The organism is Marinobacter sp. BSs20148, from assembly GCF_000283275.1.
Classification (GTDB): Bacteria; Pseudomonadota; Gammaproteobacteria; order Pseudomonadales; family Oleiphilaceae; genus Marinobacter; species Marinobacter psychrophilus.
Genome location: NC_018268.1, coordinates 1,430,947 through 1,451,481, shown reverse-complemented (window position 1 = coordinate 1,451,481; position 20,535 = coordinate 1,430,947). Strand labels below are relative to the sequence as shown.

The 20,535-nt window shown below is 51.9% G+C and carries 18 protein-coding genes and 1 pseudogene; 5 read left to right on the top strand and 14 right to left on the bottom strand.

What is annotated here, in order from left to right; genetic code table 11:
• Window positions 1–1,368 precede the first annotated feature (1,368 nt).
• Both MRBBS_RS06510 and MRBBS_RS06505 read right to left on the bottom strand, forming a co-directional pair.
• Window positions 1,369–1,791: pseudogene (locus MRBBS_RS06510) on the bottom strand (IS66 family transposase); the annotation flags it as partial.
• A 42-nt stretch (window positions 1,792–1,833) separates the two neighbouring features.
• Window positions 1,834–2,811 carry a tripartite tricarboxylate transporter substrate binding protein gene (locus MRBBS_RS06505; RefSeq protein ID WP_041635141.1) on the bottom strand — a complete coding sequence of 326 codons (978 nt, stop codon included), beginning with the start codon at window positions 2,809–2,811 and terminating at the stop codon, window positions 1,834–1,836.
• A 308-nt stretch (window positions 2,812–3,119) separates the two neighbouring features.
• Here MRBBS_RS06505 and MRBBS_RS06500 point away from each other — a divergent pair, with 308 nt between their 5' ends.
• The 3 genes from MRBBS_RS06500 (at window position 3,120) to MRBBS_RS06490 (ending at window position 4,761) form a co-directional block, all read left to right on the top strand.
• Window positions 3,120–3,602 (top strand): universal stress protein, encoded by a 483-nt coding sequence (locus MRBBS_RS06500; RefSeq protein ID WP_014870652.1) that lies wholly within the window; start codon window positions 3,120–3,122, stop codon window positions 3,600–3,602.
• 129 nt (window positions 3,603–3,731) lie between these two features.
• The gene (locus MRBBS_RS06495) at window positions 3,732–4,274 is read left to right on the top strand and encodes a permease (RefSeq protein ID WP_014870651.1); all 543 of its coding nucleotides are present in this window, start codon (window positions 3,732–3,734) and stop codon (window positions 4,272–4,274) included.
• Window positions 4,267–4,761: a hypothetical protein gene (locus MRBBS_RS06490; RefSeq protein ID WP_041635140.1), complete on the top strand. Its 495-nt coding sequence runs from the start codon at window positions 4,267–4,269 to the stop codon at window positions 4,759–4,761. The genes MRBBS_RS06495 and MRBBS_RS06490 overlap by 8 nt, the downstream gene beginning before the upstream one ends.
• 325 nt (window positions 4,762–5,086) lie before the next feature.
• Here MRBBS_RS06490 and MRBBS_RS06485 read toward each other — a convergent pair whose 3' ends face one another.
• The 11 genes from MRBBS_RS06485 to MRBBS_RS06440 all read right to left on the bottom strand — a co-directional run bounded on the left by MRBBS_RS06485 (window position 5,087) and on the right by MRBBS_RS06440 (window position 16,642).
• Window positions 5,087–6,136: a Bug family tripartite tricarboxylate transporter substrate binding protein gene (locus MRBBS_RS06485; RefSeq protein WP_014870648.1), complete on the bottom strand. Its 1,050-nt coding sequence runs from the start codon at window positions 6,134–6,136 to the stop codon at window positions 5,087–5,089.
• Window positions 6,137–6,349: 213 nt separating this feature from the next.
• Entirely contained in the window at window positions 6,350–7,072 is a 723-nt protein-coding gene (locus MRBBS_RS06480) for a hypothetical protein (protein WP_041635139.1), read from the bottom strand.
• Between the two features lie 97 nt (window positions 7,073–7,169).
• On the bottom strand, window positions 7,170–7,922 hold the full coding sequence (locus MRBBS_RS06475) for an SDR family NAD(P)-dependent oxidoreductase (protein WP_014870647.1): 753 nt from the start codon (window positions 7,920–7,922) through the stop codon (window positions 7,170–7,172).
• 28 nt (window positions 7,923–7,950) lie between these two features.
• Window positions 7,951–9,708, bottom strand: a complete 1,758-nt coding sequence (locus tag MRBBS_RS18630; protein ID WP_014870646.1) for a hydantoinase B/oxoprolinase family protein — start codon at window positions 9,706–9,708, stop codon at window positions 7,951–7,953.
• A gap of 1 nt (window position 9,709) precedes the next feature.
• Window positions 9,710–11,770 (bottom strand): hydantoinase/oxoprolinase family protein, encoded by a 2,061-nt coding sequence (locus tag MRBBS_RS06465; RefSeq protein ID WP_041635506.1) that lies wholly within the window; start codon window positions 11,768–11,770, stop codon window positions 9,710–9,712.
• Window positions 11,771–11,995: 225 nt separating this feature from the next.
• Window positions 11,996–12,592: a cupin domain-containing protein gene (locus MRBBS_RS06460; RefSeq protein ID WP_014870644.1), complete on the bottom strand. Its 597-nt coding sequence runs from the start codon at window positions 12,590–12,592 to the stop codon at window positions 11,996–11,998.
• 40 nt (window positions 12,593–12,632) lie between these two features.
• Window positions 12,633–13,196: a cupin domain-containing protein gene (locus MRBBS_RS06455; protein WP_014870643.1), complete on the bottom strand. Its 564-nt coding sequence runs from the start codon at window positions 13,194–13,196 to the stop codon at window positions 12,633–12,635.
• A 138-nt stretch (window positions 13,197–13,334) separates the two neighbouring features.
• Window positions 13,335–14,345, bottom strand: a complete 1,011-nt coding sequence (locus MRBBS_RS06450; protein ID WP_014870642.1) for a Bug family tripartite tricarboxylate transporter substrate binding protein — start codon at window positions 14,343–14,345, stop codon at window positions 13,335–13,337.
• Window positions 14,346–14,438: 93 nt separating this feature from the next.
• Complete coding sequence (locus MRBBS_RS19355) at window positions 14,439–14,618, bottom strand: hypothetical protein (RefSeq protein ID WP_014870641.1); 180 nt, start codon at window positions 14,616–14,618, stop codon at window positions 14,439–14,441.
• On the bottom strand, window positions 14,602–15,117 hold the full coding sequence (locus MRBBS_RS06445; RefSeq protein WP_014870640.1) for a tripartite tricarboxylate transporter TctB family protein: 516 nt from the start codon (window positions 15,115–15,117) through the stop codon (window positions 14,602–14,604). The genes MRBBS_RS19355 and MRBBS_RS06445 overlap by 17 nt, the downstream gene beginning before the upstream one ends.
• Window positions 15,118–15,130: 13 nt before the next feature.
• Window positions 15,131–16,642, bottom strand: a complete 1,512-nt coding sequence (locus MRBBS_RS06440; protein WP_041635138.1) for a tripartite tricarboxylate transporter permease — start codon at window positions 16,640–16,642, stop codon at window positions 15,131–15,133.
• A gap of 655 nt (window positions 16,643–17,297) precedes the next feature.
• Between MRBBS_RS06440 and MRBBS_RS06435 the strand changes: the two genes are divergently transcribed.
• Together MRBBS_RS06435 and MRBBS_RS06430 are read left to right on the top strand one after the other, a co-directional pair.
• Window positions 17,298–17,654 carry a rhodanese-like domain-containing protein gene (locus MRBBS_RS06435; RefSeq protein WP_014870638.1) on the top strand — a complete coding sequence of 119 codons (357 nt, stop codon included), beginning with the start codon at window positions 17,298–17,300 and terminating at the stop codon, window positions 17,652–17,654.
• Between the two features lie 244 nt (window positions 17,655–17,898).
• Window positions 17,899–18,852 (top strand): EamA family transporter, encoded by a 954-nt coding sequence (locus tag MRBBS_RS06430; RefSeq protein ID WP_227497592.1) that lies wholly within the window; start codon window positions 17,899–17,901, stop codon window positions 18,850–18,852.
• Window positions 18,853–19,717: 865 nt separating this feature from the next.
• On the opposite strand, the gene MRBBS_RS06420 is transcribed toward MRBBS_RS06430, so the two are convergent.
• A complete protein-coding gene (locus MRBBS_RS06420; protein ID WP_014870635.1) occupies window positions 19,718–20,485 on the bottom strand; it encodes an SDR family NAD(P)-dependent oxidoreductase in 768 nt (255 codons plus the stop codon).
• Window positions 20,486–20,535: the final 50 nt, after the last annotated feature.

Here is a 20,535-nt window from a genome sequence, read left to right as displayed (position 1 = left end):
GCGTTCCTGATGAACATACTTGTATCCTAGGCCCCGCTGTAGCGAGAGATAGTCTCGCAGCGCTGTCCGCAAGGTGCTCATTGAACACCTCCCGGCCACGGCAGCCGGAGTTTACGAAGAGCGTTGATGTCCACCTTGGCGTAAAGACGCGCCTGCACCTAACAGCTGAGTTGCAAGGCTGTAGCGAAAAATTTGGGTACCTTTACGAGGCACATCTACTCCGGCCCGTTCCCGCGCAGAGACAGCGATCATCGAGATACTGCTCGATGATGTGAATCCACGGTGTGGAGCGAGTGAACGGATGAATATCCGGCGACTGTCGGTAGTCCATCGCCCGTGTTGCAGGTAATCGGCCAGCGCAATGCCGACCTCGGACAAGAAGGGCATAACTACGAGTTGACGGCCCTTGCCCTTACAGTCAGGAGGCCCGAGTGCCAGTCGATGTCTTCCAGCTCCAGTGTGGCAACCTCGTTGGCCCTCAATCCGAGGCGTGCCATCAAAAGTAGCACTGAATAGTCTCGTTTCCCAATCGCAGTTGTCCGGTCACAACCATCGAGCACAAGCTGGATCTTAGGAGGTGGAAGATAGTCAGTGGTCCGAATCGCCAGCTCCGCACACTTGGAACAGCGGCGGCGAGATCGTCAACGATATGCCCCCTGTACACCAAATAACGAGTAAATGCGCGCAGCGTCCAGCACATGGATCTTGCTGTTCGGGGGAAATGGTCATGAGCGTGGTCGGCTATAGAACGGATAATGTCTTCCGAGGAAAGTCTCGGAAACCTTGCCGCTCCCTTGCTACAGCATTCCTGAAGAAACTTCCGAAGCGGTGGGGGGGGGGCCGATGTCGAATCACCGTTGTTTGAGAAAGTCCGCGCTCTCTTAACAGGTAATGCTCGAAGTCCTGTTCGATTTGCTCAAGTGGCTTTGGCGGGATGATTGTTTGTGGCGCGATAACATTGATCTGTCGAAGCAGTCCGAGAAGTTGGCAAGGTGCAGGCCGGTCGCTGCAAAACGGCCGTTGATATTGCGTCCGGTAACGAAGGTAGTGCACCACGAGACTCTCGTCCACGTCATTAATATTGAAATGCTTGCGGGCCAACCACTGACTGAAATCACCCACAATTCGGATACAGCGCGTCCACTCTGATAGCAATGATCCTATCTCAGCAGTTGTGCGGCATACAGATCAACGTAATCCCCCAACGGACCTTCGTACAATCGTCGAAGTACCTTTGGTAACTTAAAGTATGCATTGGCAGTCATGTCCTCTACTCCTCATCGAATGACGAGAGAGAGATCAAACTATGCCGAATAGGCTGACGGCAAGTCCGGGGAATACAGGCTTCCGAATGGGGGTGCGGCATAGAGCCGTCTCGACCAAGGAATAGCAGGTTGCGCTGGCACGGGCGCCCCGTGAGGTATCGGCGAACAGCCAGGCTTTGCGACCCAGAGCGAACGGACGGATGGCGTTTTCAGCCAGCACGTTACTGATCTGCAGATCACCGCGCTCGCAGTAGCCGATTAGAGTGGGCCACTGGTTGAGTGTGCAGTCCATGGCTTTGCGCGTCAGGGTACCCTTTGCGACCTTGCCGGCATTGGCTTCCAGCCAAGTCTTCAGTCCGGGCACGCTCAGTTCCTGACGGATGCGGTAACGCTCGCTTACACTCAATTCTTTGATCTTGCATTCGATGGCGTAGAGTTTGTTGATGTGGCTAAGGGCCACATCGGCTTTGGTGACTTTCGTGGGTTTGCCTTTACCCTGAGGCTTGGCCCCCTTGGTGGCCTGCAACGGGGCAGGCCGAAAGCCGCCGCCGTTCACAGGCGCTATAGATCATTCCTCAAGTAAACTCGAAATGACGTCAGAATAATCCCTGAAACCGACCACAGAGGCCCGCACGATTTCTGCTGTCGCGTCCCCGTCTACGTACTGCGAAGAATATTCCATGCGGTCAAGCTGCACTTGAAACTCCGGGTCCTGGACTGCCATGCGAATGGCTTTTCCCAGGATTGCACGGATCTCCGCTGACATTCCCGGTGGAGCGCCAATCACCCGGTGGCTGTTGAAGCCTTGGTTGAGTTCAACCGACAATCCAACCTCAGACGGCAGCGGTGCACCTGGCAGCTCTGGGTTTCTTTGGCCGTCATAATACATCAAGACCCGAGTTTCCCCGCTTCGAACAAATGACATCTGACTATCCATTGAGCCCCAGATCACATCTGCGTCGCCACGCACAACTGACAAAACCGCCTCACTGGTACCGTTATGATTAATTGCTGTCCATTCTTTGCCCATCTGATCCAGGGTAACAGCCGCAGTTATGGTCGAGTTGGCTGTCATTCCCTGGGTAGACACTTTAATACTATCCAGTTTCATAAAGTCTTCGATCGTTTCAATATCCGAATCCGCCCTGACCGACATGATGGTCGGGTCAAGGGAAAGTCTCCCAAGCCATGTCATTTCAGTCAGATCATACGCGACTTCCTCCGCCGCTTGAGCTGCAGCAAGACCGCCCAGATTCACGATTCCGATTGTGTAGCCATCGGGCTGCTGACGATAAATGTAATTGGTTGCTATGACACTGCCGGCCCCCGGCATGTGTCGGACTCGAACGTTTACATTGTTGGGAAGGTGTTTTTCAATGAAAGGAGCTACTGCTTGCGCCCAGGTGCTGTAACCACCACCCGGGTTATAGCCCACCAAGAACTCGACATCCCGCTGCGGGAAATTGGGTTGTGCCGATGCACTGCTGACAGCAAGGCTTACAGACAATACTCCCAAGCCAATAACGGCAGATATTAAAAGTTTCATAGTCTCACTAATCTCCGATTGTAATTGTTGTTACGGTATGAGCGCATCGAGTGTTACGTTATAAGGAACACCGTTTCACTTTGCCCCTTAATGAAAGTATCGTCAAGCAAATGCTGACACTTATTCTCCAGCCTTCAACAAAGCGGGACATTTTATAATTCATAGTTGAACTATTCTTCTATATGGGATAATGTTCCGTATAGAGGGCCGCTATCAGTGTCCATTAATAGTTGCCCTGTCATGGCAGATTTCGGTGCGCTACGAATAATCGCAGTGAGATTCAATCGCAACTTTTGAGGTTGACAAAGATGCTTTCAACAATAAAGACCATTCTCTACGTTTCTGACTTAAAGGGCGGCACCTGGCCGTCGATGAGACTTGCCTGCTCTATTGCCCAACAATATGGGGCCAAGATGATTTATGCCCATGTTGTCAATCACGTTAAAGAACTACGCGACACGATGAAAGATTTCGAGATAAATAGTAGCGTGGATATTCAGGAAATACTGACAAAAGCAACGGCCAAGGCCGAGTCCAGAATGAAAGAAAACGTCAGAAAATTTCTGACTGACGAATACCCAGAATCAGACAGCCCGGTTGACATTCAAATACAGGTTCTGGAAGGATATGCCTCGCAAACCATTCTCCGCACAGCGGAATTGGAACATGCGGACTTGATCGTAATGAGCAGCCGGACTCATGGTGCCATTGGGCAGGTTATAGGTTCCACAACCAACAAAGTGATGCATCACGGCAAGTTCCCGGTTCTCGTCATTCCCTATTACGACTAAGTATCCGGAGACCGAGCGGAATCTCTTCTTGATAGCAGTGATTCCGCCTCCGCCAGAAAACCCTTATGATTCCCTTTTGCCAGAGCAATAGACTTCCATGTCGTCTTCATGAGGTCTTAATTGAATCTAATGTCACTATTCGCCTACGTTAAGCGGGAACTGTTCGATCCCAGCACTCTCTTTTTTATTGCACTTGCTTTAGCTTCAGGTGCTGCCCTTTGGTGGATGAAAGGAGAGGAGGTGTTCGAACTCGCAGCAATCAGCGGCGTAACGCTTGTTGTCATGATTGCGCCGATCATGCTGATCGCGATGGTTATCAGCGGCTACGTGCGGCAACTTCTTCCGACCGCCGTGGTGGAGCGCTGGCTTGGTTCTGAGAGTGGTCTTCGTGGCCTGGCGGTGGCAATTCTGGGTGGTATCGTCACCCCGGGGGGGCCGTTTGCAGCCTTCCCACTCGTCGTGGGCTTTTATCGCACCGGGGCGTCGTTTGAAATCTGTGTTGCCTATCTCACTGCCTGGAGTGTGCTCGGCCTGAACCGGGTGCTTATCTGGGAACTTCCGTTCCTTGGTGTGGACTTTGTTTTGACACGCCTTTTGGTTTCATTGCCACTTCCAGTCATCGCCTGGATGCTTGCAAGACTTCTGGTCCGGCGCAGGAATCGTAATGCTTAGCGCCTACTTCACGCTCATTACTATCCTTTCCTGTCTGGCTTTGATCGCGCACCGGAAACACCAGGTGTCTCACAAAGAGGTGGTCTCCAAGGGTGTTGCTGATACGCTGCCGTTGCTGTTCCGAATACCCGCTGCCATTCTCGCTGGCAGCTTCCTGGCTGAGTTGATTCCAAAAGCGTATGTAGTAGCGTTATTAGGCGATTCTTCTGGGCTGCAGGGAATTCTCCTGGCCTCGATACTGGGCGGTTTCTTGCCTGGCGGCCCGATGATTGCGTTCCCCCTTCTTCTAGCACTGTTTAAAGCCGGCATGGGAATACCTCAAATGATCGCTCTGCTCACTGCATGGTTGCTGCTGGCGTTCCATCGCATTATCGCTTTCGAATTACCCATGCTGGGGTCCAGGTTCGTACGTCGGCGCCTGCTTGCCTGCCTTCCACTTCCTCTATTAGCTGGAATCGCAGCACTGGCAGCTGACAACCTGTTCTAGCATTTGGTGCTAGCGTCCAAGGCCCAAACCAGACTCTCTTTCTGCTAAATCAAAACCTTTCTATTATTCTGCTATGTCGAACGGCGTATTATTTTAAATGCCCTACTGCGATAGTGCCAAAACCAAAGGTAATCCCCCCATTTTTAGAGGGGATTACCGATGAGCGACGCCCCCGCTTTTCCAGCTTGGGATTGAGTGGAATTTGTATCATTGGCTTTGGCATAACGGCCTCCTAAAGCACCCTGATTTCTATGTTAACTCAAAATCAGGTGGTTCATACTTAGGTTGGCACACAGGGTCACTAAGCCATGTCGCACATCAGTTGTTACTTCATAGCATCTTTGACCACATCCACGACGTCCTGTGGATACTGATACACCTCGCGAAAATAGCCTTGCATCTCGTCTCCCGGTACAAACGTTACAGGCAGATTCTGATTTTTGAGATCCGCCAGAAACTCAGAATCCTTAACCGTTTCAGCCATTGCGTTGCGCAACGCCGTCACTCGTTCTTGCGGGATTCCTGGAGGTGCAACGTAAGGACGCCCCATCTTCAGGCGAGCAATAAGGAGATTAATGGTTTGCCGTTCCCTTTCGGTCTTGGCCAAGTCACTGACCAGCGTTACATCGGGCAGCTCGGGATGTCTTTGATCCGCTACCTGATAAATAACATTGTAGTCACTACCTTCTTCCAACCATTCCGGAGCGGTAGCCTTGGTGGAGCTCAGAAGAAGCGTCCCGATGCCCTGGACTTCGCCACGCTCCATTGCCAAGCGCACATCGTTGGCACCCGGATAACCGGCAATAACGTTGATGTTGAGATCAAACAGACTGGCGAGAACTCGAGGAATAACGTTGCTGTTCGCACCAGCACCGGTTGACCCCATGGTCATCCGCTTGGTCTTCAGGTCTTCAAGCTTTTCGATCCCGGAATCTTTTCGGGCCATTCCCAGCGCGACCTCAACATTCAAGTTGCCAATCCAGTTAACCTCATTTACGTCAAACTGGGCCTTATCATTGCCAAAAAGCGGTTCATAAGCCATCCCGGAATTAACGGCTCCGAATACGGTGCCATCCTGGGGAAGAGTATTAGCAATTTGATTCATCAATACGAGGGAACCCGCACCCGGTACGTTTTTAGCAATCACACTGGGGTTACCAGCCATATGCTTGGAAAAATGGCGAGCTAATGTGCGTGCATAGGCATCGTATCCGCCACCTGCGGAATATCCGACGAGAATCTGTATTGTTTTCCCGTTGTAGAAGTCTGCAACGTCCTTTTCATTTGCGCTGGTGCTGGTGCTGGTGGAAGAGAGCACTAATACTGCAAAGACAGCGAGTGCTTTGCAGAACGAACTTCCATAAGTTTTCATCATGTAATCTCCTTTTTGATTTATTTTTTTTGCTAGAGATATAGTATTTTTAATCTTTAAAGATTTACTCAGTTTTTATGATTAGTTAATTTGCCATAACGCCTCCAGGTATTATCGAGAACAATATTCCTTGTTATTACTTAAATAAGAATCAAACAAACAAGTATCCCATCAATGCAATATTAACCAGAAAGTGCGCTGGAAACTGAACCGCCCTCAGGGCATCTCCTCAAGCAAACGCCCATAGCCCTTGACGGGCTGACTGACATGCAGTCGCTTCTGGGTTGCCCATACCCTTGCGGGCACTGGATGTACTACGGGTACCTGCAGGTCTTGTTCCAACCGTTGAACAATCTCGAGAGTGGGCCACGCAGTGCCTAGAAGATAAACTCCGTCAGCACTTGGGTGTTTCAAGAATTCTTTCTTTATAAAAGCGTAGATTTCCTGAGGCGCAAGGAGCGTCACGTCGCTGAAAGGAACGGGAATCCCCTCCATCGCAAGCACCTCAAATCCGGCCTCAGTGAAGTAGCTTGCGTACTTCTTATTGATATCTCCCGAAAAGTAGGTGATGCCAACCATTTTGGTGACACCAAGAGCCCGCAGCGCTTCTACCTGACTCGTACCGGAGGTGAAGATCGGCTTACCGTGCTTTTTTTCCAACTCATTAATGATATCGGCCTCACCCTGATACCCTCTTATCATGAACGGAGGGGCACCTTCCGGATGAATGATATCTACATCCAACTCAGCCAATTCGGCAACTTTCTCTTTTATGGAGTCCATCGCGTCCATAAACTCTTTTTCAGTACCCAACTTAAGGCCAAGGTAAACAGGCACTACCTCAATATCCTCGGGAAGGAGACGAATGAAGTCCTCCAGAGCGCCCCGGGCAGTGGGTTTAACGACCCCGATTGATCCCCTCCAGCTTTTTGATGGCATGTTTTACCCCCTAAGCGGCCTTTCCCAACGTTCGGCGACATGCCCGGCATTTTTGACAGACGCACCTGCCGCAATAGACCCTGGCCTGGCGCCAGACTTACTTGCTTCCGGGCATCATTGCCGAAACCCCACCGTCGACGAACAGATCAGTGCCAGAGATAAAGTCAGACTCGTCCGATGCCAGAAACAGGATCGCCTTGGCGAGATCGGCTGGAACGCCCGGCCGGCCACGAAGATTCGAGACTGGACGGGTAGGGTCAAAATTGTCTTTACCGACCGGCGAGCCAATCTTGTTAGGGACAACACTGTTTACGCGGATATTATGCGGCGCGAGCTGAATTGCCATAGAGCGAGTCAGGTTGACTACCCCGCCCTTTGCTGCGGTATACGCAATAGCGCGGTCCCGACCGTAATAACCAGAGGTGGAGCTGACGTTGATGATCCTGCCGCCATTTCCGCCTTCAGCCATTGCCTTTGCCGCATGCTTACCGAACAGAAAGGGAGCTGTCAGGGTAATTGCGATTGTTCGGTTCCATTCTTCAGTGGTGATATCGAAGATGTGTTTGTTATCGGACATCGCAACATTGTTCACCAGAATATCGACGCCTCCCAGGGCATCCGCCACGCCGTTGACAGTCGCTCTGATATCATCCTCATTGGCAACATCACAAATGAATGCCTGCGCCTTGCCACCGGCCGCGACAATATCGGCCGCCACCTTTTCAGCTCGAGCTTCGTCCAGATCCACGACAGCAACACTTGCGCCCTCAGCCGCCAGCATACGCGACACTTCCTCACCGATATTACGCCCGGCACCTGTGACAATAGCGACCTTTCCTGAAAGCTTCATTCGTTGTACTCCGCATTGAGTTTTTTATTCACGCGCCCGCCGACTCCGCTGAGCGCAGGCGTTTGGTCGCGCGCTCGTCAATTGCCAGTGCACCGTTTTGCTCTTGAACTACAACACCGTAGTCGCGGTTTGCGCCTTCTATCGAGACATAGCCTTCCTTTACGTCACGTAGAACGAGATCGACATCTCGTTCGTAAGCGTTGCCCATACCACCCCCACCCGGCGTATCCAGTCGAAAGCAACTTCCTGCGTTCAAGGGATAGTCGGCGTAACGTGTAGGCAGGCGTTCTGCGTTGTCGGTGTCCGGATTAATTATAATGTCGCCCGTGCGACCTGGACCGCCATTCGCTGCTCCATTAGGAGCGATGACGTGCTTTGTCGAGCGGATAGAGAATCTGGCATCCTCCAGATTGAGATATTCACGCCGGATGCCGAGCCCGCCACGGAACTTTCCTGCACCGCCTGAATCCCGTATAAGTTCAAAACGCAAGATGCGAGTCGGGAACTCACTCTCGACAATTTCAATGGACGCGATCTTGGCATTTGACTGGTTTACTGACGTGCCCGACGCCCCATCTTTGCGCGCCCTGGCGCCAGCGCCACCGCCCAGTATTTCGTACTGCACATAGCCCTTGCCAGTGTTGGCATTCCGGCCACCGAGTATGATCGAGCGGCTCCCACAGCCGTCTGCCCGGGCCATGCCTGGAGCAATATCGGTCAAAGCCCCGTAAAGCGCTTCAACCAAGGCGTGGACTGTTGGATTGTAGGTGTTCACCGGTGCCGGAAACCGTGGATTCAGAACACTGCCTTCACGCACATCCATCTCGAACGCGCGCAGCAGGCCACTGTTAATAAACATGTTCGGATCAACGAGCGAAATCAGCACGTAACCGATCGCCGCGCGCACCAGTGGCGGGCGGATGTTTGCTGGGCCTTTGGCCTGATCAGCAGAGCCGCTGAAGTCAAATTTCAGACGGTCACCCGCCTTCTCTATCACGACGTGGATGCGCACCGGTTTTTCGAGCTCGACCCCATCGTCATCGATAAAGCGCTCGGCCTCATAACGGCCGTCACGCCATTCGGCAATCGCAGCACGCATCTTGACTTCGCTGAGCTCAAGCAGGCGCACAAAACTCGCCACTGTGCGATCCCGGCCAAACTTGCCAATAAGCTCGATGAGTCGCTTTTCACCAAGACGACTGCAGCCAAGCTGGCCGCGGATATCACCGAGTACCAGTTCGGGTGTGCGGCTGTTGGCAGCGATGATACGCTCTATCTCGTTATCTCGACGCGAGCCGCGCTGATAACGGACGGCCGGCAGATGCAGCCCCTCGTTGAAAGTCTCCCTAGCCTGACCGGAACATGAGCCTGGAACCGGCCCTCCGAGATCACTTTTGTGTGCGATGGACCCACAAAATGCAATGAGCTCACCGTTAAAAAAGACTGGTGTAATCAGAGCCATATCAGGCGCGTGTGGGCTGCCACCTTCATAAGGATGATTGATAAGAAAGGCATCCCCTTCTTCAATATCGTCATAGCTGCGAAGAACGGCTTCGCAGCAAGCCGGGAAAGCGCCAATGTGTAACGGCAGGACAACATGCTGCGCAATGACTGCGCCATCCGGCCCGATAATCGCGCAAGACGCATCCTGAGACTCACGGATAATGGTCGAAAATCCCGTACGGAACAGCGAGTTTTGCATCTCCTGAACAATACCGCTGAGACTGGCACGGATAATCTCGAGTTCGACCGCATCAGGATTCGATTCATTCTGCAAGGATGACATTTCAGCCCCCTTCTATAGTGATAACAAGGTTCTTGTGGCTGTCCACTCGAGCAGTCTGCCCCGGGAAAACGACCGTCGTGCAGTCAAGCTGATCAACGACCGCGGGCCCGGTAAAGCTGACCCCGACATCCAGCTTTTCACGCTGGTAGACGGGACACTCAAGGGTGTGCTTGTCAAACCGCATGGGTCGATGTTCACGGATAGCATCTTCCAGAGACAGTCCCTGAGGCTCGAAACTTGGCAGGTTGACCGGTGGCACGCGCCCGACGCTGCGCAACCTGTATGATACGATTTCCACGGGTTGGTCGGGTGCTGTGTGACCGAAGGTCTGGCGGTGCGCCTCATCAAACTCTGCCCTGACTTGGGCCAGCCCGCCTTCGGACAATTGGTCCGGGATGGGTACTGTGATTTCATACCCTTGCCCGGCGTAGCGCATGTCCAGAGAGCGTTCAATGCTTATCTGAGTCGTATCGAAGCCTTCGGCCTGGAGTTCGGAGTGGGCATCCTGAACAAGGCTTTCAAACTGATCTTCAACCTCATTCTCGCGGACTTCCGCAATATTGCTCAGGCGCGAGCGAATGTAGTCATGTTTCACATCGGACATCACCAACCCCATCGCGGAATAGACACCCGGATACAGCGGTACGATGATGCCGGCCATGCCAAGATCAGCCGCAATACGGCCTGCGTGCAGAGGCCCGGCGCCGCCAAAACCAAGCAACATAAACTCCTGAAGGTTGTGGCCACGCATGGTGGAGATTGCCTTAACAGCTTCCTGCATTTTGACATTGATTATGCGAACTATGCCCTCCGCCGCATCCATAACGTCCATGCCCAAAGGTTTGGCAACGGTTTCGACGGCCCGCATGGCCGCAGCTTTATCGAGCGGCATGCCGCCGCCAAGGAAGTTGTCCTCGCCCAGATAGCCAAGTACGAGATTGCAGTCGGTGATGGTCGGCTGTTCACCACCCCTTGAGTAGCAGGCGGGGCCAGGTACGGCACCGGCACTCTCAGGCCCGACTTCCAGAATTCCGAAGCGATCAACCCGTGCGAGAGTTCCGCCGCCCGCGCTGACTGTGTTAATACCGATCATCGGCAACGCAATATCACGGCCGTCAATCTTGCCGCGAGTGGCGATCGACGGCTCACCATCCTTGATGAGAGCAACATCACATGAGGTCCCGCCCATATCGAAGGTGACGAGGTTTTGGGCACCGGTCGTTCTGCATGCGTGAACAGCAGCGGTTATACCACCGGCAGGGCCGGAGAGCACTGTGGCGACGGCTTTTTTCGCCGTTGCAGAAAAGGTCGCCATGCCGCCATTCGACTGCATGATGTACTTCTGCTTTGTTTCAACGCCGGCCTGTGCAAGGCGATCGTCCAGATTGGCGATGTAGCGGGCGAGGATCGGCTGCAGGTAGGCGTTTATAACCGTGGTTGAGAGACGATAGTACTCCCGGATTTGCGGTATCACTTCACTCGAAAGAGATACGCTGACGCCCGGTAGTTCTTCGCCGATAATGTCGCGTACACGCTGTTCGTGCTGGGGATGCAAAAAAGAGAAAAGCAGACAGACGGCAATTGACTGCACATCTTTTAACGCCAGCTTGCGAAGTGTCTGGCGAAGGGTTTCTTCATCCAGCTCTTTTAAGACCTCGCCCTTGAAAGACACTCTCTCGGGCACTTCGCAAGTAAGATTGGCGGGCACCAGGAGGGCGGGCCGGTCATACATGATGTCGAATATGACCGAACCATGCGGCCGTGACTGCTCCTGTACCTCGTAAATGCCCCGGAAGCCTTCGGTCACCAGAAGCGCAGTACGCACGCCCTTCCCTTCCAGCAGAGCGTTGGTGCCAACCGTGGTGCCATGACAAAAATAGCGTATGTCGGACGGTGGCACGCCCTTATCAATTAGCAACTGGACGCCGGCACGAATAGCCTTCGAAGGATCGTCCGGGGTTGAGGGAATCTTGGCGATCGTAACTTCGTCAGTGTCCTCATTAACATAAACAAAATCTGAAAAAGTCCCTCCAGTGTCAACCGTTACGCGGTATTGTCCCATTGTTTCACCGTCAAGAAGATGGATTAGGCATTCCAACGACCAGTGCTGTTCCAGATGTAACGGGGCAAGCAGTCGCTGATATGTCAGGTCGTTCGGATACAGAATTGGGCAAATCGGTTTCGACCAATTCAGTACCAGCAAATTGATAGCCTGCGGCGCGAGGCCTGGACGAAGGTTGAACACTCGTTGCCAGGCCCGCCGCTCACTTCCTGTTAAGGCATCACCTTATTTCTTCAAATAGCGTGCGATGACCTCTGCGTTCAGTTCGACTGACGGGTCATACTCTGGCGCATCTTCGATCTGCTCCAGATCGTTCAGACCGCAGTGTTTGTAGATGCGGTTGATGGCGGAAATCAGCCGCACCGGCTTGTCCGGATTCGCATTGAAATGCTGATGAATGGTATTCGGCGGAATGTAGATGATATCGCCAGCCTCCCACTCAAACTTCTGCACCTCTTCCTGAGGCTTCCAGAAATACTCATCCGTAATCTCTACATCACAGTCCTGATGCAGGTCGTATCCTTCACCCTCCAGAACATAAAGACACTCTTCAGCAAGATGGCGATGCTTACCCGACCGGCTGCCCGGCGGGATAATCTGCATGTAGACATCCACCGTGTCCATTCGCGTGTTCATTTCCTCGTTGATCAGGTGCTTGAGTAATCCCTGACGAGACATTTCCCACGGCATTTCGTGCGGTTTAACCGTTTTTTTCCGCTCCTGATCACGCGCCGGCTTCTCTGTCGCATCGTCCAGCAAATGCTGATACAAGGGCTGCGACAACATGCCCTGAGACCAAGCTTTGAATTCACCCCATGCCATAACTACACTCTCCATCACTGTTTAAATTAAAGGTGTGCTTTTACTTGTCGCCTTCTTCACGCGGCACAAAGCCCTTGCCATGTTCGGTCGGCTCAGTTGGTCGAGGGATGACCGTTTTCTGAAACAGCATGTTCATAAACACATACATCGGCTTAGTCTTGATGACCAGTGCACGTGCCGGCTTGTAAGGGTCTGCATTGAAATGCTGGTGCACACAGTTGGCGTGCACTATCGCAATATCACCCGCTTCCCAGTCGTAACGGATGTTGTCGTGAATTTCATAACCCGTGCCGTCGAGAATATAGAATGCGGCCTCATTCACATGTCCGTGTTTCTGTGACTCCGCCCCTGGGGCGTATTCCTCAAGGTGCAGGTGGAATGTCTGAGTGATGTTGTCCTTGGGCTCCACGTAATGCTTCGTAAACGCCTGCGGTCCATCAACAAACTTAAGGTCCTTACCTCGACGCACTCGTGGCTGCGCGCGCAGTCGCTTGAGTTCTTCATTCAGGTTGTACTCCCCCTGAATGCCACGTACGAAGATTCTGTCTTTTTTACTGTGGTAATGATCTTCAATATTCGTGCTGTACTTGGATTTTTCGTCCATCGTCCTCGACTCCTCGTGGTAAATTGGTCGGTGCCAAAATTGCACTGACCACGCTCTTGCTATGGGCCTAATAAGCGTTGGGTATGCAAGCAGCGGAAACCCCATAAGCCTTCATTTCCGCTGCTCGATTTCAGGTGATTAATTCGTTCCAACAAGGTCCATGACTTTGTCAGATGCATTCAAGGTGGCATCGTACAAGTCCCGCATTTCTTCCGGACTGGTATAGCTAATGCCTCGACCAGCACGTTTAGCGTCGGCAAGCAGCTCAGGGTCTTCGACCATTGCCTTAAAGGCATCCTGAAGAATCTTCACACGATCTGCAGGAACATCTGGCCCGGTGATAAATGGGCGGCCGACAGATAATGGAACCGCCATAACCTTCGCCAACTGAAGAACGTCTCCCTTTAGAAAATCAAAAAGATCGTCCGTATCGTTGTACTCGGGAGGAATCTTTCCTATTTTTGCGAAAACTTTGAATCCTTCGTTCTCGATGACATCTACAGCGCTTCCGAAAGTACGGTTGGTGCCATGTGTATCCCCGCGCAGCACAGCAAGGTTGGCCTCACTGCTGCCCGTAAAACCGGTGATTCCCCTGACGTCGTAGCCACCCTCCTCCAACAATTGCATGAAAAGATAATCCCCTGCCCCGACTCCACTGGTAGCAAAGAGGAAGGTTTCCCCAAGAGCTTCAAGGTCTGCCAGGTTTGCCACTGGGACATCCGGGCCTGCCAAATACACCCGTCCTTCAGATTCGATGCTTCCCAGCAGATTGAACTTATTTGCGTCATACCGAACACCCGGCACGCCTGCTCTCTGGGCAAATACAAACTCACGGGACGGTATTAGAATTTCTGTCCCGTCTTGTGCCGCTCGGTTGTACATATAGTTTGTCGACACCAGGCCGCCGGCAGCCGGCATATTCACCGCGACCGTATCCGGGTTACCGGGAATGTGTTTGCCAATATGCCGGGCAACGAGTCGGCCATAATCGTCATACCCTCCCCCCGGTGTGGACCTGATAACGACCTTAATCGTTTTTCCTTCGTAAAAATTTTCCTGCGCACTGACGGACGGGGCAGTGCTGGCGACACCGAAACCCAAAACACATGCAGAAAGAACTGAGATAATATTTCGCTTTTTTATTGTCATAATTGCCTCCAAATATTTGGATAAATAGACCGAATCATCCTGAGATATGCGATGTCTATTTCGTGGCGGGATGCGCTTACATCTTGAACATTATCAGGCGACCCCATGTTTTGTGGTGCTTCTCTTTCTCAATGGCTTAGTTGCCAAATGAGCTTTTACCTCCTCTTTTGCCATTTGACTCAAGGTAAACTTTTCAAATAACCCGTCTTTTAAAATCGTCTTCAGGCACACATCAGACTTCTCACCAAAACGATCTTCAAAAACCCAGTGCATTAAAAACTATGCCCTCGGGAAAAGGCAGAGATATCAGCTTGTGAAAAACACCCCAGACAACCAAAGCAACACCTGCCACAGCTGGAATCACTACCTTCAATTTTTCTTTTTCTCGCAACATATAGAGCCCCACCAACAGGGGAACCCCAACGTAAAATCCAAAAAGCCAGATACTGAGCAAAAGCCCGGCAACCCATCCGAATTGCTCCAGTGCCCGAAGGCGACCTTCCAACGTAAGTTCGGACTCCGTTATCGCAAAGTCACTGTCCCCTCCCGGGCCTGGATCGTCCTTGATAATTTCAGGCTCGGACGAGGCAAATAGAGTGCTGCGTAATTCGCGAACCAGCTGAATACCAGTCAATACGGCACCGACGATACCGATAATTAAAGGAAACAGTCTTGCCTGTATCGAAAAACCGATACTTTCATAAATCAAATAAAAAAAAAGACCGCAAAAAATCGCAGTTAACGCATGGTTCTTTATTATTTTTATAAACATTGCCAAGGCCTCTTTATGAACTCTTACCATTGGATTTGATAATGCGCTGGATTTTTTCCGCTTTTTTCTTTTGATAGATCGGATAAGCGATAATAAGGGTCATTACAGTCCCAAGAGTGATCACTCCGGGACGTAAGAGAAATTCGAATCCAAAAATCTGATAGGAGGTCCAAAGAAAGTTTTCTGCCAGTGGTCCAAGCACCATCCCAAGCAAAAGAGGAGGCCGCGGCCAGTCGCTGGCCCGCATGAAATAACCGATCACTCCAAAAACAGCCATCACAACCAAATCTTCGGTTAAGTTCGAATTGGCAAAACTGCCGACTGCTGCCATCCCAAGTATGATGGGGACCAATATAGAGGATCGCACCCTTGTTGCCATGGCCAACTGGCGCGTGAATAACAGACAGACAACCGACGTGAGAACTGACGCAATAATCAACAACCAGATAATTGAAAAGGTGATATCAAGTCGTGTTGTAAGAATTTCTCTACCTGGTGTGATCCCTACCATCACCAGGCCACCGAAAATTAATGCCAGTGTACTGCTGCCAGGTATGCCGAACGCGAGTGTGGGTATCAGCGAACCACCCTCTTTTGCATTGGTCGCAGCGTCTACCGCGATCACGCCCCGGACGTCTCCCTTGCCAAAGGTCTCGCGAGCGCCTTTACACGTTTGCAGTGCTGACCCGTAAGCGAACCAGTCCGCGACTGCCGAGCCCAATCCCGGAATGACTCCGACCCAGACACCGATAAAACTGCTCCTGACGATCAACCACTTGTTGTCCCAGCAATCGCGGACGCCTTGCGCTCTTCCTTCCTTCAAGTTATACAATGGGACTTTCGATACCGTCGACTTCTGCGATGCAAGGAAAATGAGCTCAGGTATGGCAAACAATCCGATGGTCATAGGAATCAACCCTATCCCATCGAAAAGATAAATCTGATCAAAAGTGAATCGGGGAAACCCCGTCTGACCTTGTATCCCAATCATGGAAATAGCGAAGCCAATCGCACCGGCCGCCACTCCCTTTACAATATTTTTGCCACTCAGCGCCCCTACCATTGCGACACCCAGCATGACGAGCATGAAAAACTCAGGTGGCCCGAAAATGAGAACCAAGGGCCGGATAATCGGTATCGCAAGCAGAAGAACGAAGGCGCCGATTACGCCACCAATCGCGGACGCGGTAAAGGCCGCTCCAAGCGCCCTGGCTGCCTCACCATTCTGAGCCATCGGATAGCCATCCATAATGGTCGCTTGCGACCCAGCACCCCCGGGAACGGAAAAAAGGATTGATGTAATTGAGTTAGCTGTGTTGCTTACCGCCCAGATACTGACAATGAGCGCCACGGCTTCGTATTGATTAAGAACAAAAGCGAAGGGCAACATCATGGCGATTGCTGTTTTGCTGCCGATACCAGGCATCGCAACCAGGGTACTGCTGACGACGATACCAATCATCATCATCAGGAATGCTTTCCAGTGCAGAATCCCAAGTAACCCTTCGAGCGCAGCCTCTAACATTTTTCAACCTTTGTTATTTTAATTGATGGCATCTTTGACCGATGAAAATACTCGGCCACTGCTGGATAAAGCTGGAACCGACCTTGCGCTCCATACAAGCCCATCAGAATGCAAAATTGCACCGTGGCTTAAGATTTGCACCTGCTCGTCAATTTTTTATGATGGCACCTGGCTTGCGTTAAGCCCTTCCCCAATATGGATCGCCGATCCGCCATATGGAACACTAGACTCTATATTTCCGGAAATCAAATGGTGTTTTGACTGGAAAACATAACCGAATGGGAATATGAGCTGATTGAGTTTCAACTAGCTGAGTACGGAGCAACTGATCCGTGCATACGCCGAGCGCTATGATCTCAACAGCGTCATATTGCGCCCGACACCCGGGCCGCGCACCGTTTTCGCGAAGCGCTAGTGGGACAACGTACCGCCAAAGCCAATCAGACCCGGGGACTGCTGAGTGAATATGGGGTTAAAGCATGGGGTAGAGGGTTCCCGAGCTTAATCGATTGCCATGGTGAGTTAACTCGTCGATGATCCATGGTTTTGACAGCTACAATTCCAGAATCGAAAATCCATAGCGGGTTGCGGCACACCATTCCAATGCGACTAATTCAAGGCGGCACTAGCTGCTCACACTTTGAGGTAATTTCCAATGACCAAGCATACTGAGGACTTTTTTCAGCGAGCCAAGGAAGCCAAACAGCGCATCACCGAAGTTTCACCCGCCGAGGCTCGTGAGCAGATTGTCGAGGGGGCGCTGTTGTTAGATGTGCGTGAGAAAGATAAATTCGAGTTGGGTCACATCAACGGAGCAATAAATATCAGTAGTTACTCCCTGGAAATGCGAATCGGCGAAGTGGCACCCGACAAACAGGCGCCCATTGTCTGCTACTGTGGCGGCGGCAACCTCGGGGCACTGGCAGCAGATAACTTGCAGCAACTTGGTTACACCCGGATAGTCAGTATTCAGGGTGGCCTCAAAGCCTACGAAGCGGATGAGGAGACCTGATTATCAAAAGTGTGATCATGAAGTAGTAAAAGACCCAAAACACCACTTAAATCAGGCGACCCCAAGCCTTTTGTCTGGTGTAAAACCGCCGATCAAATCATCGAGTCAGGAGCGCGTAGCCGAATAAGGAACGGCGTTCTGTTTATTGCTATACTCCGTGTTTCCCCCTACCAGGGACATTAAATCCAGCTTGATCTTTGCAGGTCCTCCCAAGGCTACTCTCAACTAACAGAGTGACATCCCGGTGACTGGAGCATTTCTCGCATTTCTGAGCGCCTGCTTACAGGGCGCGAATAGTGCCTGCCTAAGGCGTGGCGTGCTGACAGGCACTGCTTCCCAGGCCATGGCTATTACTGTGCCCATAGGCGTGCCCCTGGCGTTACTGGCAGCCTGGCTATCCGGCCAACTGTTCCAGTTCGGAGAGCTCTCTCTTCAAGGAACTTTTCTCCTGGCCAGTGCCGGCATTCTCCAGTATGTCTGGGGGCGCTATTGGAACTATCGAGCAACCGCAGCCCTCGGCTCAGTAGGCGCTGGCCCGATCCAACAGTCACAGATGTGGATTGCAGTGCTGTTTGCGGTCCTCGTACTTGGAGAAAGTCTGACCAAACTGAAGCTCCTTGGCATGACTTTGGTGTTCATATCACCGTTAATCATCGCGTACAGCATAAAACGACAAAACAGGCTCAAAGCTGAATCGGCAGCCACAAACACAGAATCAGCAGCAGGTCAGGGAGAAATACATTTCAAACCTGAAATTCTGCTGGGCTATGGATCTGCCCTGCTCGCCGCCCTCGGCTATGGAATCAGCCCAGTGCTAATTCGGTCCGGGCTAGAGGAAACGGGTCTGGGTATTCTGGGTGGTCTCATTGCTTACTCTTCCGCAACGATCACCTTTGCCCTGATCGCTTGTATTGTGCCGGGGCAAATCCGGCACATCCGCCAAACCGACAGAAGGTCGCTGCCCTGGTACACACTGGCGGGCGTTCTGGTCTATGTTGCACAGACTCTTTACTTCACTGCGCTGAGCCTGGCACCAGTAACCGTCGTTGCGCCCATTCACCAGTTTTCAATGGTGGCGCGCGTATGCGCAGGTTACGTCATCAACCGCAAACATGAGGTCTTTAGCCCAACGATTATCTTCGCAGTGCTACTTTCGCTGATGGGTACTATCATTCTTGCTGCAGACTGGAACGGGTAATAATAACAAGACAGCTGTTCCTGGATCGCAGCTGGAAGGTTATTACTGCTCAAGCCCTGATTCGATGCATCATCAATACCCTGAAAGAATCTCTACTACTTAACCCTCCATTTCAGGACGCCCTGTCACCCCGGTGAATCTCACCCTGCAATAACTCACATTTCCAACAAGAGATTTCCCCATACTGAAGCAATTCAGTTTACTCGCGCTAACACCGAAATATAGATGCGACGCGAATGACTAGTCCCTGCGTCGAACGGAAATCTGCGCCTTGACATTCAACGGAATCTATCTAATATTATTTTATGGAATACCGTTCCTTTAAGAGGAACGTTCTCTAAACTTGAACACTCTATCTAATTTAGAGGGTGTTGAAAGAAAGGTGGCCCCTATGTCACAGAAACTGGCCGGTCACGTGGCCTTGATTACGGGTGGTGGTGAAATTGGCCACGCCGATACCTGCATTACCTTGCACGCGAAAACTGCCTGTTTACCTCCGGCATGGCCGAACCGGGTGCAAGCGTCGAAGAGCAGTGCAGGAAGAACCTGGGGTGGCTGGACTCGGCGCTTCAGGCAGAGAATCTGCAGTGGTCCGACGTCTGCGCGCTTAAACTGTTCCGGGAGCGCGGGCGAAGTATCGACTGGGAGCCAGTACTTTCCATGTTGGCAACCCGGTACGACCCCGAAGCAACTGTACTTAGCCTGTTCGATGTCGATGGTCTTGCAAGCCCCGAAAAACATCTGGAAATCGAGCTGATCGCCACACGGCTAGGTGACTGAACGCCCCTCCCCGATGACATCAGCCGTGGGAACGTCCAGTAATCATCGGGGAAGGGCGCAAATAGCGGTGAAATGACACGAAATCTCAGTGCATGCAGGAACCACCATCGACCACAAGGGTCTGGCCAGTAATGAAGTCGCTGTCAGCTGAGGCAAAGAAGACGACGGCACCCAGCATATCTTCAGGGGTCTGCAGCCGGGGAATGGCGCGCGCTGAACTCGCAGCGGTGCGTCTTTTAATAATAGCCTCGTCCGGGTTTTCCTCACTCAAAGTACTGCCCGGTGCGATGCAGTTAACACAGACACCCGCTTTTCCAAGCTCGTTGGCTAACGTTTTGGTGAACCCCAATATAGCCGCCTTTGAGGCAACATAGTGAATACGGTTATCCGAGCCTTTCAGAGCCGTGCCCGAACTTATATTGATGATCTTCCCGTAAGCCTGTTTACGCATATAGGGTGCTACGGCACAGGACGAGAGCCAAGCTCCCTTGACGTTCACTGCCATCATCCGATCCCATTCTCCAGGATCAATTTCATCAAAAGGCGCCCGGGACATGGGAACCGAGATGAAAATTGCGGCATTGTTCACAAGTATGTCGATTCGGCCAAACGTTTCCACAGCAAGCCTTGCCATTTCCATGGTGCTTTGCGGAATGGTTACATCGGTGTGCACAGCCAACGCGCGAAAGCCCTCGGCATTGAGTTCTTTGGCAACCAGCTCGGCTGCCTCAGCATCTATCTCGGCGATAACGACACTGGCACCCTCTTCAGCCAGGCGCCTGGCATAAGCCTTACCAATTCCATGACCAGCGCCGGTCACAATGGCCACACGACCTTTCAATGTCGAACTCATATTGTTGCTCCTTCAGGGTGTCTAGGGGAAATCACAATCCGCTGGTGATC